Here is a 13,594-nt window from a genome sequence, read left to right on the forward strand (position 1 = left end):
CGCAATAAGGGATTCCTCTTTTAGACCCGAGGAATCCCCGCATAGTGACGCCAGACGCCCTGTCCGGGCAACATATTCCGCAGCCCCGGCCAGCATCGCGCCACCGGGGAGCAGCGGATGAGCTTAGATATCGATATTCGCCGCTTTCAGGGCGTTTTCTTCGATAAAGGCGCGGCGCGGTTCTACGGCATCGCCCATCAGGGTGGTGAACAGCTGATCGGCAGCAATCGCATCCTTCACCGTCACGCGCAGCATACGACGGCTATCCGGATCCATGGTGGTTTCCCACAGCTGATCCGGGTTCATCTCGCCCAGCCCTTTATAGCGCTGGATAGCGAGGCCACGACGGGACTCTTTCACCAGCCAGTCCAGCGCCTGCTCGAAGCTGGCTACCGGCTGACGGCGTTCGCCACGTTCGATAAACGCGTCATCTTCGATAAGCCCACGCAGTTTCTCGCCCAGCGTGCAAATACGACGATACTCGCCGCCGGTGACAAACTCGTGATCCAGCGGATAGTCGGTGTCCACGCCGTGGGTACGCACGCGGATAACCGGTTCGAACAGATGCAGCCCGGCATTTTCGTGAACATCGAATTTCCACAGGCTGCCGTGCTGCTCTTTCTCATTGAGATCGGTCACCAGCGCATTCACCCAGCGGGTTACGGTCTGCTCATCAGACAGATCGGCTTCGTTCAACGTAGGTTGGTAAACCAGCTCTTTCAGCAGCGCTTTCGGGAAGCGACGTTCCATGCGAACAATCATTTTCTGCGTCGCATTGAACTCAGCAACCAGTTTCTCTAACGATTCGCCCGCCAGGGCCGGAGCGCTGGCGTTGGTGTGCAGCGTTGCGCCATCCAGGGCTATCGAGATCTGGTATTGATCCATCGCTTCATCGTCTTTGATGTACTGTTCCTGCTTGCCTTTCTTCACTTTGTACAGCGGCGGCTGTGCAATGTAGACATGGCCACGTTCAACAATTTCCGGCATCTGACGGTAGAAGAAGGTCAACAGCAGGGTACGAATGTGCGAGCCGTCGACATCCGCATCGGTCATGATGATGATGCTGTGATAACGCAGTTTATCCGGGTTGTACTCGTCGCGCCCGATGCCGCAGCCAAGCGCGGTAATCAGCGTCGCCACTTCCTGAGAAGAGAGCATTTTATCGAAACGGGCTTTCTCGACGTTGAGGATTTTACCCTTCAGCGGCAGGATTGCCTGGTTCTTACGGTTACGGCCCTGTTTCGCAGAACCGCCCGCCGAGTCCCCTTCCACGAGGTACAGTTCGGAGAGCGCCGGGTCGCGTTCCTGGCAGTCTGCCAGTTTGCCCGGCAGGCCAGCCAGGTCCAGCGCGCCTTTACGGCGGGTCATTTCACGCGCGCGACGCGCGGCTTCACGCGCACGGGCCGCATCAATGATTTTACCGACCACGATTTTGGCGTCAGACGGGTTTTCCAGCAGATATTCATTCAGCAGTTCGTTCATCTGCTGCTCTACCGCCGATTTCACCTCAGAAGAGACCAGCTTGTCTTTGGTCTGTGAGGAGAACTTGGGATCCGGAACCTTCACGGAAACTACGGCAATCAGACCTTCACGCGCATCGTCACCGGTAGCGCTGACCTTCGCTTTTTTGCTGTAGCCTTCTTTATCCATGTAGGCGTTCAGGGTACGGGTCATCGCGGCACGGAAACCGGCCAGGTGCGTACCGCCGTCGCGCTGGGGAATGTTGTTGGTAAAGCAGTAGATGTTTTCCTGGAAACCATCGTTCCACTGCAGTGCGACTTCCACGCCAATACCGTCTTTTTCGGTGGAGAAGTAGAAGATATTCGGGTGGATCGGCGTTTTGTTCTTGTTGAGATACTCAACGAACGCCTTGATGCCGCCTTCGTAGTGGAAATGGTCTTCTTTGCCGTCACGCTTGTCGCGCAGGCGGATAGACACCCCGGAGTTGAGGAATGACAGCTCACGCAGGCGTTTTGCCAGGATTTCGTATTCGAATTCGATGACGTTAGTGAAGGTTTCATAGCTCGGCCAGAAACGCACCATGGTACCGGTTTTTTCGGTATCACCGGTTACGGCCAGCGGCGCCTGCGGTACGCCGTGGGCGTAGAGCTGGCGGTGAATCTTGTTGTCGCGCTGAATCACCAGCTCCAGTTTCTGTGACAGGGCGTTAACCACCGAGACGCCCACGCCGTGCAGACCACCGGAGACTTTATAGGAGTTATCATCAAATTTACCGCCTGCGTGCAGCACGGTCATGATGACTTCCGCTGCCGATACGCCCTCTTCCGGGTGAATGCCGGTCGGAATACCGCGGCCATCGTCCTGTACGGAGACGGAGTTATCGCTATGGATAGTGACAACGATGTCTTTACAGTAACCTGCGAGCGCTTCGTCGATAGCGTTATCCACAACCTCGAATACCATGTGGTGCAGACCGGTGCCGTCATCCGTGTCGCCGATATACATACCCGGGCGCTTACGCACCGCATCCAGCCCTTTCAGGACTTTGATACTGGAGGAGTCATAAGAATTCGACATCAACGTTTCTCGCTCATTTAAACTTAAGTTAATCCGTTATTTTACCCTTTTCCACGGTGAACATCTTCGAATTTTTGTCCGACATGTCCATTACGTGCTCAGCGCTGATTGCGCTGACGAAAACCTGCGACTGCGTGGCTTTTAAGCGGCTGGCAAGCAGCCCACGCCGCGCGTCATCAAGTTCCGAGGCAAAATCATCTATCAGATACAGACAGCGTCTCCCGCTTTCGCGGGTTAAAAACTCCCCCTGCGCCAGTCGTAGCGCGCACATCAGGAGTTTAAGCTGCCCGCGTGACAAAGTATCTTCGACCGGCGCGCCATCGGCACGAATGCGGAAATCCGCTTTGTGCGGGCCGTGGGCGGTGTAGGTCAGCATGCGGTCACGCTCGAAGTTTCTCTCCAGCACTTCGGAATAATCCGTTTCTTTCTCCCAGCCGCGCTGGAAGGAGAAGGTCAGAGAGAACTCAGGTAAAAACTGTTTACAGGTATCCGCCATGTCTTCGACGATAGCGGCGCTATATTCGGCACGCCAGCGGCTGATTTGTTCCGCCAGCGGAATCAGTTCCAGATCCCAGGGGCGTATCTGCGCATAGCGGCTGACCTGGCGCAGCGCGGCATTACGCTGCTTCAACAGGCGCTTCAGATTGCTCCAGGCGGTAAAGAATCCGGCTTCATTGTGAAAGCATCCCCAGTCGAGGAACGCTCTCCTGTATTTGGGGCCGCCGTTGAGTAATGTAAACCCCTCCGGTGTAATCAGCTGCATCGGCATCAGGTGCGCCAGCTCCGCCACTTTGTGGCCATCGGTGCCGTCAATACGCACCTTGCTGTCGCCCTGCTTATCTTTGGTCAGGCCGATGGCGGTCTCACGCTCTTCGCCCTGCAGACGCCCGTGCAGCACAAACGACTCCTGCTCGTGGCGAATCACCCGGCCAATTTGCAGGCTGCGAAACGCCCGACCGTGGCCGAGCGTATAAATGGCCTCCAGCACGCTGGTTTTGCCGCTGCCGTTAGCGCCAACCAGGAAATTAAAGCCGGGGGATAAAGCGAGATCCGCATTCTCAATGTTGCGGAAGTCTTTGATTAGCAGGCGCGTTAGTGACATATCCGGGGTTCTTCAGACCAGGGCGTAATCGGCGCAGCCAGCTTCAACGCGGACTGCGCACAGACCCTGGAGCGTACACGAAGTACGTGACAGGGGCGAGCACAGCCCAGGTTGAAAATGGCAAGTAAGATAGCCCGATATTCTTTACAAGCGCATAGGCATGACAACGTAGGCGGCCGATTGTGACGCCGCATCCTCAATCTGCACGCTCGACACCGAATCGGTCAGCAAAATACGCACATTTTCGCACTTCAGCGCATTAAGCACATCCAGCACGTAGCTGACGTTAAAGCCGATTTCCATCTCGCTGCCGGAGTAAGAAACGTCGAGAATCTCTTCCGCTTCTTCCTGTTCCGGATTATTGGCGGTGATTTTCAGCTGATTTTCGCTGACGTACAGACGCACGCCGCGGAATTTTTCGTTCGACAGAATCGCCGCGCGGGCAAAGGCCTGCTTGAGAATATCGCAGCCCGCATCCAGATGCTTATCCGGATTCTTCGGCAATACCCGGCGATAATCAGGAAAACGACCGTCAACCAGCTTCGATGTGAAGATAAAATCACCGACATGGGCGCGAATATTGTTGCTGCCAATCTGCACGCGCAGCGGCGTATCGCCGCCATCAAGCATGCGCATCAGCTCAATCACCCCTTTACGCGGCACGATCACCGAATGGTTCGGCAATGATTCACCCAGCGGCATTGAACAGACCGCCAGACGGTGGCCATCGGTAGCCACGGTACGCAGTTCGTCACCTTCGGTTTCAAACAGCATGCCGTTTAAGTAATAACGCACATCCTGATGGGCCATCGAAAACTGGGTGGCTTCAATCAGGCGCTTCATGGTCGCCTGCGGCAGGGTCAATTCGACTTCACTCTGCCAGTCATCAAGATTCGGGAAATCGGCAGCGGGCAGGGTCGACAGCGAAAAACGGCTGCGCCCGGAACGCACCAGCATCCGATCGCCTTCCAGCTGAACGGCAATCTCCGCGCCTTCGGGCAGGCCGCGGCAAATATCAAAGAATTTTCGCGCCGGAACGGTCGTTGCACCCGCCTCATGCGGATGAATCAGCGCAACGCGCGCCACCATTTCCATTTCGAGGTCCGTACCGGTCAGCGACAGCGCGCCATCCGAGACCTGAAGCAGCAGGTTACCGAGAATGGGCAGCGTCGGACGACCCCCTAAGGGACCGCTCACCTGTTGCAGCGGCTTTAATAAATGTTCACGTTCTACGGTAAATTTCATAGCGTCACGAGGATAATGTTCTGATTAAATTGGAAAAGTCTTCTTTAATATCGTGGCTTTCTTCACGCAACTGCTCAATTTTACGACAGGCGTGCAGCACGGTGGTATGGTCGCGACCGCCAAACGCATCGCCGATTTCCGGCAAACTGTGGTTGGTCAGCTCTTTCGCCAGCGCCATCGCCATCTGGCGTGGACGCGCCACCGAACGGGAGCGGCGTTTCGACAACAGGTCCGCTACCTTAATCTTGTAATACTCCGCCACCGTCTTCTGAATATTGTCGATGGTGACCAGTTTTTCCTGCAGCGCCAGCAGATCGCGCAGCGCTTCGCGCACGAAATCGATGGTGATCGCCCGGCCGGTAAAGTTGGCATTAGCGATAACGCGGTTCAGCGCCCCTTCCAGCTCACGTACGTTAGAGCGTAGACGCTTGGCGATAAAGAACGCCACTTCTCCCGGCAGACGAATGTCGTTTTCATCGGCTTTTTTCATCAGGATCGCCACGCGGGTTTCCAGCTCAGGCGGCTCGATCGCCACCGTCAGCCCCCAGCCAAAGCGGGATTTCAGACGATCCTCAACACCATTGATCTCTTTCGGATAGCGATCCGAGGTGAGAATGATCTGCTGATTACCTTCCAGCAGGGCATTAAAGGTGTGGAAAAACTCTTCCTGCGAGCGCTCTTTATTGGCAAAGAACTGAATATCATCGATCAGCAGGGCGTCGACGGAGCGGTAGTAGCGTTTAAACTCTTCAATGGCGTTGTTCTGTAAGGCTTTAACCATATCCTGAACAAAACGCTCCGAGTGCATATAGACCACTTTGGCGTTGGGTTTGCGCGCCACAATGCCGTTACCGACCGCGTGCAATAAGTGGGTTTTACCCAGACCGGTACCGCCATAAAGGAATAAAGGGTTATAGGCGCCGCCTGGATTATCGGCAACCTGACGCGCCGCCGCGCGAGCCAGCTGGTTAGATTTACCTTCAACGAAATTGTCGAAGGTGTGCTTAACGTTAACGTTAGAGCGGTAGGTCGGCTCCGCCGGCGCCGGGACGTTATCCCAGCCGGGACGCACGATCGTTGGCGCGACGCGCGCCGTCTGAACCTGCGCTGCCGGTGTGGCGGTCGCAACATGCGTATTTATCGCGCCGCGTTGCGCCTGCACTGCCGGGCGGGTCCCGACTTCAAATCGCAGCTGTGGGGCATCAGCACCGCAAAAATCATTGAGGAGTCCATTGATATTATTGAGGTATTTATCCCTTACCCAATCGAGCACAAAACGGTTTGGCGCATACAGTGCCAACGTGTTATCGCTCAATTCCGCCTGCAACGGGCGTATCCACATACTAAATTCTGTGGCTGGTAACTCATCCTGCAATCGGGCAAGACACTGCTGCCAAAGCGAAAGTGACACGGCGGACTCCACTCGAACATAAAATCGATATAAAGAAAAAAAGAAACAATCGTGATTGTTGGCACACGTCGACAAGACCCGGCATTGGCCGAAAAGCCCCTGCACAAAAGGGGTGACGCGCGAACCGCTATCTGCGGTATTTATCCGATGCGGATCGGTGGATCGCGATCGGGACCGGGGATCATAGCCTAAACTGAGAAAGATATCTTGTATTTCTCAACAGATTCTTCCCTGTTTATCCACAGGAAGGATCGAAGACGGGTAAGTGTAATCGATCCGCAGAGCGGTGAGGCACGATTTCGCCCACATATTGGAAAATTTAATGAGATCGGTTGGTTTAGGGCCTAAACGATCTAACAAAGATCCTTTGCGATCCTTGCGCTTTACCCGTCAGGCCGTATAATCCCCCACCCGGCGCGTAATGCCCGTTTTCCGTCGCCTGTCGCAGGTCATTTTTTGTGCGACAAGATGCGAGAAATAAGGAAAGAGAATTGACTCCGGAGTGTACAATTATTACAATCCGGCCTCTTTAATCACCATCGCTGCCGCGTAAGTCGTTCGAAGTTTGTTCGGGTCTACGCAAAAGTCAGTGAAATTATTCAAGTTTAGGTAGAAACCGCCATGAAACGCACTTTTCAACCGTCTGTACTGAAGCGCAACCGTTCTCACGGCTTCCGTGCACGTATGGCTACTAAAAATGGTCGTCAGGTTCTGGCACGTCGTCGTGCTAAAAGCCGTGCTCGTCTGACCGTTTCCAAGTAATAAAGCTAACCCTGCGTGGTTAAGCTCGCATTTCCCAGGGAGTTACGTTTGTTAACTCCCAGTCATTTCACTTTCGTCTTCCAGCAGCCACAACGGGCTGGCACGCCGCAAATCACCATCCTCGGCCGCCTGAATTCGCTGGGGCATCCCCGCATCGGTCTTACCGTCGCCAAGAAAAACGTCAAACGCGCACATGAACGCAATCGGATTAAACGTCTGACGCGTGAAAGTTTTCGTTTGCGTCAACATGAACTCCCGCCAATGGATTTCGTGGTGGTGGCAAAGAAAGGGGTTGCAGACCTCGATAACCGTGCTCTCTCGGAAGCGTTGGAAAAATTATGGCGCCGCCATTGTCGCCTGGCTCCCGGCTCCTGATAGGCCTTATTCGGGTCTATCAGCGCCTGATTAGTCCGCTACTCGGGCCGCATTGTCGTTTCACGCCAACCTGTTCAAGCTACGGAATTGAGGCATTGCGCAGATTTGGAGTGATAAAAGGCAGTTGGTTGACAATGAAACGCGTATTAAAATGCCACCCTTTACACCCTGGTGGTGACGATCCCGTCCCGCCTGGACCATTTGATACCAGAGAACACTAACGATGGATTCGCAACGCAATCTTCTTATCATCGCTTTGTTGTTCGTGTCTTTCATGATCTGGCAAGCCTGGGAGCAGGATAACAATCCTCAGGCTCAGCAACAGACCACGCAGACTACGACCACAGCAGCGGGTAGCGCCGCCGACCAGGGCGTACCGGCCAGTGGCCAGGGGAAACTGATTACGGTAAAAACCGATGTGCTTGAGCTGACCATCAACACCCGCGGTGGTGATGTGGAGCAAGCGCTGCTTCCGGCGTACCCGAAAGCACTGAAGTCGACTGAACCGTTCCAGTTACTGGAAACCACGCCACAGTTTATCTATCAGGCTCAAAGCGGCTTAACCGGTCGTGATGGCCCGGATAACCCGGCTAATGGAGCCCGCCCGCTGTATAACGTCGATAAAGATGCGTTTGTGCTGGCGGAAGGCCAGGACGAAATCGTCATTCCGCTGACGTATACCGATAAAGCTGGCAACGTCTTCACCAAAACCTTCACGCTGAAACGCGGTGATTATGCGGTGAACGTGGGTTATAGCGTGCACAACGCTGGCGAAAAACCGCTGGAGATTTCTACCTTCGGTCAGCTGAAACAGACGGCCAACCTGCCAACCGCCCGCGATACGCAAACCGGTGGTCTGTCTACGATGCACACCTTCCGTGGTGCCGCGTATTCAACGTCTGAGTCGAAATACGAAAAATATAAATTCGATACCATCATCGATAACGAAAACCTGAACGTCAGCACCAAAGACGGTTGGGTAGCGATGCTGCAGCAGTATTTCACCACCGCATGGGTGCCGAGTAACAACGGCATCAACAGCTTCTACACCGCCAACCTCGGCAACGGCGTTGTCGCCATCGGCTACAAATCGCAGCCGGTGCTGGTACAGCCGGGTCAAACCGACAAGCTGGAAAGCGTGCTGTGGGTCGGCCCGGCCATTCAGGACAAAATGGCTGCCGTCGCGCCGCACCTCGATCTGACCGTCGACTACGGCTGGCTGTGGTTCATCTCCCAACCGCTGTTTAAGCTGCTGAAATTCATCCACAGCTTCCTCGGTAACTGGGGCTTCTCGATTATCGTCATCACCTTCATCGTTCGTGGCATCATGTACCCGCTGACCAAAGCGCAGTACACCTCGATGGCGAAGATGCGCATGCTGCAGCCGAAGATTCAGGCAATGCGTGAGCGTCTGGGCGATGACAAACAGCGTCAAAGCCAGGAAATGATGGCCTTGTATAAAGCAGAAAAGGTCAACCCGCTGGGTGGCTGCTTCCCGCTGATTATTCAGATGCCGATCTTCCTTGCGCTGTATTACATGCTGAGCGCCTCGGTTGAACTGCGTCATGCGCCGTTTATCCTGTGGATCCACGACCTGTCAGCGCAAGACCCGTACTACATCCTGCCGATCATCATGGGCGCGACGATGTTCTTCATTCAGAAGATGTCGCCAACGACCGTGACCGACCCGATGCAGCAGAAGATCATGACCTTCATGCCGGTCATCTTTACGGTGTTCTTCCTGTGGTTCCCGTCAGGTCTGGTGGTTTACTATATCGTCAGCAACCTGGTGACCATTATTCAGCAGCAGCTGATTTACCGTGGTCTCGAGAAGCGTGGTCTGCATAGCCGCGAGAAGAAAAAGAGCTGATACTCTGCTTAAGCCGCAGTAGAATCAATGCCAGAGAAGGCGGTCAATAGACCGCCTTTTTTACATTTACATAGAGAGTCATCATGAGCCATAACGACACTATCGTCGCCCAGGCAACCCCACCGGGACGCGGTGGTGTGGGTATCCTGCGCATCTCCGGCCTCAAAGCACGCGATGTCGCGCAAGCTGTTCTCGGCAAGCTGCCAAAGCCGCGCTACGCCGATTATCTGCCTTTTAAAGATACCGATGACACGCCGCTGGATCAGGGTATTGCGCTATGGTTCCCCGGCCCGAACTCCTTTACCGGTGAAGACGTTCTGGAACTGCAGGGCCACGGCGGCCCGGTGATTCTGGATCTGCTACTGAAACGAATCCTGACGCTGCCAGGCGTGCGTATCGCCAGGCCTGGGGAGTTCTCTGAACGCGCGTTTCTTAACGATAAGCTCGATCTCGCCCAGGCAGAAGCGATTGCTGACCTGATTGACGCCAGTTCCGAGCAGGCGGCACGCTCGGCGCTGAATTCGCTGCAGGGTGCCTTCTCTGCCCGGGTGAATCATCTGGTGGAAGCGCTGACCCATCTGCGTATCTATGTCGAAGCCGCTATCGACTTCCCGGATGAGGAAATCGATTTTCTCTCCGACGGTAAAATCGAGGCCCAGCTCAACGGCGTGATCGCCGATCTTGATGCCGTACGCGCCGAGGCCCGCCAGGGCAGCCTGCTGCGCGAAGGCATGAAGGTGGTTATCGCCGGTCGCCCGAACGCCGGGAAATCGAGCCTGCTGAACGCGCTGGCCGGGCGCGAAGCCGCGATCGTGACCGATATTGCCGGCACCACCCGCGATGTGCTGCGCGAGCATATCCATATCGACGGCATGCCGCTGCATATTATCGATACCGCAGGACTCCGCGATGCCAATGATGAGGTAGAGCGCATTGGCATCGAACGCGCCTGGCAGGAGATCGAACAAGCCGATCGGGTCCTGTTCATGGTCGACGGCACCACCACCAGCGCCGTCGACCCGGCGGAAATCTGGCCAGACTTTATCGAGCGTTTACCGGCGAAACTGCCAATTACCGTGGTCCGAAACAAAGCTGACGTCACCGGTGAAACGTTGGGTATCAGTGAAGTGAATGGCCACTCACTGATTCGACTGTCGGCGCGTACCGGTGAGGGCGTAGAGGTTCTGCGCAACCATCTCAAGCAGAGCATGGGCTTCGATACCAACATGGAAGGCGGTTTCCTCGCCCGCCGTCGCCATCTGCAGGCGCTGTCAGAAGCCGCCTGTCATCTGCAGCAGGGCAAAACGCAGCTGCTTGGCGCCTGGGCTGGCGAACTGCTGGCCGAAGAGCTGCGGCTCGCGCAGCAGGCGCTGAGCGAAATCACCGGTGAATTTACCTCTGATGACCTGCTGGGGCGCATTTTCTCCAGCTTCTGTATCGGTAAGTAACGCTTCACCGGTACGCAAGAGTGAGCATCAACTAACCTGCATCAACTTAATGTTTATGCAGGTTTTTTTATTGCCCTGCCAGGGGCCTGATCTTTAATCTCGTGTCCCCTACGACTTAAGGTTGCTTCCGGCCACGCGGCATCATTAAATGCGATGAGAACTTCGCTACAGGATACCGCCATGACTTCTGATTACACCGTTATCGAGACCGTCCCGTCGGCAGAGGATTTTTGCCGTTTACGACTGATCGCCGGCATGTCGCCGCGCCCGCTGGAGGGGGTGAAAGCAGGGCTGCCGCGTAGCTGCTATGGCGTGCACATTGTCTGGCAAGGTGTTCCCGTGGGCATGGGGCGCATCGTTGGCGATGGCGCGGTGAATTTCGACATCGTCGATGTGGCGGTCGATCCTGCGCACCAGGGAAAAGGGCTGGGCAGAGCGATCATGGAAAAGATAGTCAGCTGGCTGGACGCTAACGCCTGCCAGGGCGCCTATGTCACGCTGGTCGCCGACGTCCCCGAACTGTATGCGAAGTTTGGTTTTACTTCCGTGCGCCCGGCCAGCGACGGCATGGCCAAAGTCTGGTAATCCCTCGCAGAACGCAGCGAGGGTTTTTCCTTTCAGGAAATCATTGTTGTCCAAATGGCAACTCGTACTGCCGCGCAATAGCCATTACCCTGTACGCCTCTATTCTTGCGGGGGTCCTATGGCACGCTTTCTTATCTGCAGTTTTGCGCTGGTTTTACTCTATCCATCCGGCATCGATATGTATCTGGTGGGTTTGCCGCGTATTGCGCAGGACCTCGGTGCCAGCGAAGCGCAGCTGCATATTGCGTTCTCGGTTTACCTGGCGGGCATGGCCGCCGCAATGCTGTTTGCCGGCAGAGCAGCCGATAAATCCGGGCGTAAACCGGTCGCCATATTCGGTTCGACGACGTTTATTCTGGCCTCGCTGCTCTGTGCGCAGGCGCAGAGCAGCGATCTCTTCCTGGCGGGGCGTTTTATCCAGGGCATCGGGGCCGGGAGCTGCTATGTCGTCGCTTTCGCCGTGCTGCGCGATACGCTCGACGATCGCCGTCGCGCCAGGGTGCTGTCGCTGTTAAATGGCATCACCTGCATTATCCCGGTCCTGGCACCCGTTCTGGGTCACCTGATTATGCTGAAATACCCGTGGCAGAGCCTGTTCTACACCATGACCGGCATGGGGGTGATGGTCGGCCTGCTCTCGGTCTTTATGCTGCGGGAAACGCGGCCGACGGCCCCTGCGCATACTCTCGCCGGGCAGAACCCTGCCATGGAGTCACTGCTGAACCGCTTTTTCCTCAGCCGCATCGTCATTACGACCCTCAGCGTAACGGCTATCCTCACCTACGTTAACGTCTCCCCGGTATTGATGATGGAAGAGATGGGGTTCGATCGCGGACACTATTCGATGGCGATGGCCTTAATGGCGTTGGTCAGCATGACGGTGTCGTTCTCAACGCCCTTTGCGCTCACCCTGTTTAAGCCGCGGACGTTGATGCTGACGTCCCAGGTTATGTTTTTTATTGCCGGGACTTTGCTCAGCCTTGCCACCAGCCAGACGGTAACCATGCTCGGTCTGGCGCTGATTTGCGCCGGCTTCTCGGTGGGTTTTGGCGTGGCCATGAGCCAGGCCCTGGGGCCATTTACTCTGCGGGCGGGGGTTGCCAGCTCGGTACTGGGCATTGCCCAGGTTTGCGGCTCGTCGCTGTGGATTTGGCTGGCCGCCATCATCGGGTTAAGTGCGATGAATATGCTGATCGGGATTCTCATTGCCTGTAGCATAGTGAGTCTTGTTCTGATTCTGGCCGCGGCCCCTGTCCGGGTTGCGCAACATAATGAAGAAACCCCTGTCGAGTCTCGATCTTAATTTATTACTCTGTCTGCAGCTTCTGACCCAGGAGCTCAGCGTGACCCGCACGGCGAAACGCATGAACGTTTCGCCGTCGGCGGTGAGTAAATCATTAGCTAAACTGCGCGCCTGGTTTGACGATCCGCTATTCGTCAAAACGCCGCTCGGGCTGTCGCCGACGCCATTGATGACCAGCATGGAGCAGGATCTGGCGGACTGGATGCAGATGGGTAACCAGATCCTCGACAAACCCCACCACATCATGCCAAGCGGCCTGAAATTCGAACTGGCGGCGGAAACGCCGCTGCTGATGATTCTGTTTAATTCGCTGTCGCAGCAAATCTACCAGCGCTATCCCCAGGCGCTGATCCGCTTGCGCAACTGGGACTACGACTCACTGGATGCGATTATTCGCGGTGAGGTCGATATCGGCTTTTGCGGACGTGAAACGCATCCGCGCTCACGGGAGCAGCTCAGCCAGCTGCCGTGGTATATCGATTTTGAAGTCCTGTTTACCGACCTGCCTCAGGTCTGGCTGCGCGCGGATCATCCGGCGCTCGATGAAGAGTGGAATCTGGCGACCTTTCTACGCTATCCCCATATCAATATCAGCTGGGAGCAGAGTGATACCTGGGCGCTGGACGATGTTCTTCACGATCTGGGGCATAAACGCACCGTTGCGTTAACCCTGCCGGGGTTTGAACAATCGCTGTTTATGGCCGCCCAGCCAGATCACACGATGCTGGCCACCGCGCCGCGTTACTGCCATCACTATAACCGACAGCACCATCTACCGCTGGTGTCGCGCCCGCTTCCGCTGGAGCCGCTATTGCTGGAGAAAACGCGGGTGCCCTTTACCCTGCTCTGGCACAAACGCAACAGCGACAACCCGAAGATAGTCTGGCTCAGAGAAACGTTTAAGCGACTCTATGCGGACCCCCTCTGACGCGATTTCTCCAGCCATCTCTGTCTG

At 55.7% G+C, this 13,594-nt stretch carries 12 protein-coding genes; 8 read left to right on the forward strand and 4 right to left on the reverse strand.

The window, feature by feature from the left end; all coding sequences use genetic code 11:
* Positions 1-123: 123 nt before the first annotated feature.
* The 4 genes from gyrB to dnaA form a co-directional block, all read right to left on the reverse strand.
* Entirely contained in the window at positions 124-2,538 is a 2,415-nt protein-coding gene (gene gyrB / locus FNY10_RS24480; protein WP_100684596.1) for a DNA topoisomerase (ATP-hydrolyzing) subunit B, read from the reverse strand.
* Positions 2,539-2,566: 28 nt separating this feature from the next.
* A complete protein-coding gene (gene recF / locus FNY10_RS24485; protein ID WP_160704146.1) occupies positions 2,567-3,640 on the reverse strand; it encodes a DNA replication/repair protein RecF in 1,074 nt (357 codons plus the stop codon).
* Positions 3,641-3,784: 144 nt separating this feature from the next.
* Positions 3,785-4,885 carry a DNA polymerase III subunit beta gene (gene dnaN, locus FNY10_RS24490; RefSeq protein WP_100684593.1) on the reverse strand — a complete coding sequence of 367 codons (1,101 nt, stop codon included), beginning with the start codon at positions 4,883-4,885 and terminating at the stop codon, positions 3,785-3,787.
* A 4-nt stretch (positions 4,886-4,889) separates the two neighbouring features.
* On the reverse strand, positions 4,890-6,296 hold the full coding sequence (gene dnaA, locus FNY10_RS24495; protein WP_100684592.1) for a chromosomal replication initiator protein DnaA: 1,407 nt from the start codon (positions 6,294-6,296) through the stop codon (positions 4,890-4,892).
* Positions 6,297-6,917: 621 nt separating this feature from the next.
* On the opposite strand from dnaA, the gene rpmH reads away from it, so the two are divergent.
* The 8 genes from rpmH (at position 6,918) to yidZ (ending at position 13,567) form a co-directional block, all read left to right on the forward strand.
* Complete coding sequence (gene rpmH, locus FNY10_RS24500; protein WP_004871828.1) at positions 6,918-7,058, forward strand: 50S ribosomal protein L34; 141 nt, start codon at positions 6,918-6,920, stop codon at positions 7,056-7,058.
* 15 nt (positions 7,059-7,073) lie between these two features.
* Complete coding sequence (gene rnpA, locus FNY10_RS24505) at positions 7,074-7,433, forward strand: ribonuclease P protein component (protein WP_049264554.1); 360 nt, start codon at positions 7,074-7,076, stop codon at positions 7,431-7,433.
* Positions 7,397-7,654, forward strand: a complete 258-nt coding sequence (gene yidD / locus FNY10_RS24510; protein WP_100684591.1) for a membrane protein insertion efficiency factor YidD — start codon at positions 7,397-7,399, stop codon at positions 7,652-7,654. Before rnpA ends, yidD begins: the two co-directional genes overlap by 37 nt.
* Positions 7,655-7,656: 2 nt before the next feature.
* On the forward strand, positions 7,657-9,303 hold the full coding sequence (yidC, locus tag FNY10_RS24515) for a membrane protein insertase YidC (RefSeq protein WP_100684590.1): 1,647 nt from the start codon (positions 7,657-7,659) through the stop codon (positions 9,301-9,303).
* A gap of 83 nt (positions 9,304-9,386) precedes the next feature.
* Positions 9,387-10,751, forward strand: coding sequence for a tRNA uridine-5-carboxymethylaminomethyl(34) synthesis GTPase MnmE (mnmE, locus tag FNY10_RS24520; protein WP_160704144.1), 1,365 nt, complete (start codon positions 9,387-9,389; stop codon positions 10,749-10,751).
* 180 nt (positions 10,752-10,931) lie between these two features.
* Positions 10,932-11,336 (forward strand): GNAT family N-acetyltransferase, encoded by a 405-nt coding sequence (locus tag FNY10_RS24525; RefSeq protein WP_131050147.1) that lies wholly within the window; start codon positions 10,932-10,934, stop codon positions 11,334-11,336.
* Between the two features lie 118 nt (positions 11,337-11,454).
* On the forward strand, positions 11,455-12,639 hold the full coding sequence (locus tag FNY10_RS24530; RefSeq protein WP_160704142.1) for an MFS transporter: 1,185 nt from the start codon (positions 11,455-11,457) through the stop codon (positions 12,637-12,639).
* Complete coding sequence (yidZ, locus tag FNY10_RS24535; RefSeq protein WP_131050145.1) at positions 12,608-13,567, forward strand: HTH-type transcriptional regulator YidZ; 960 nt, start codon at positions 12,608-12,610, stop codon at positions 13,565-13,567. The genes FNY10_RS24530 and yidZ overlap by 32 nt, the downstream gene beginning before the upstream one ends.
* Positions 13,568-13,594 lie beyond the last annotated feature (27 nt).

The organism is Klebsiella sp. Lac1 (assembly GCF_009825425.1).
Lineage (GTDB): Bacteria > Pseudomonadota > Gammaproteobacteria > Enterobacterales > Enterobacteriaceae > Klebsiella > Klebsiella electrica.

Bases quoted from the DNA above. Each gene is read 5' to 3' on its own strand.
- gyrB (WP_100684596.1), bottom strand. From the start codon at position 2,538: ATGTCGAATTCTTATGACTCCTCCAGTATCAAAGTCCTGAAAGGGCTG.
- recF (WP_160704146.1), bottom strand. From the start codon at position 3,640: ATGTCACTAACGCGCCTGCTAATCAAAGACTTCCGCAACATTGAGAAT.
- dnaN (WP_100684593.1), bottom strand. From the start codon at position 4,885: ATGAAATTTACCGTAGAACGTGAACATTTATTAAAGCCGCTGCAACAG.
- rpmH (WP_004871828.1), top strand. From the start codon at position 6,918: ATGAAACGCACTTTTCAACCGTCTGTACTGAAGCGCAACCGTTCTCAC.
- yidD (WP_100684591.1), top strand. From the start codon at position 7,397: ATGGCGCCGCCATTGTCGCCTGGCTCCCGGCTCCTGATAGGCCTTATT.
- yidC (WP_100684590.1), top strand. From the start codon at position 7,657: ATGGATTCGCAACGCAATCTTCTTATCATCGCTTTGTTGTTCGTGTCT.
- mnmE (WP_160704144.1), top strand. From the start codon at position 9,387: ATGAGCCATAACGACACTATCGTCGCCCAGGCAACCCCACCGGGACGC.
- FNY10_RS24525 (WP_131050147.1), top strand. From the start codon at position 10,932: ATGACTTCTGATTACACCGTTATCGAGACCGTCCCGTCGGCAGAGGAT.
- FNY10_RS24530 (WP_160704142.1), top strand. From the start codon at position 11,455: ATGGCACGCTTTCTTATCTGCAGTTTTGCGCTGGTTTTACTCTATCCA.
- yidZ (WP_131050145.1), top strand. From the start codon at position 12,608: ATGAAGAAACCCCTGTCGAGTCTCGATCTTAATTTATTACTCTGTCTG.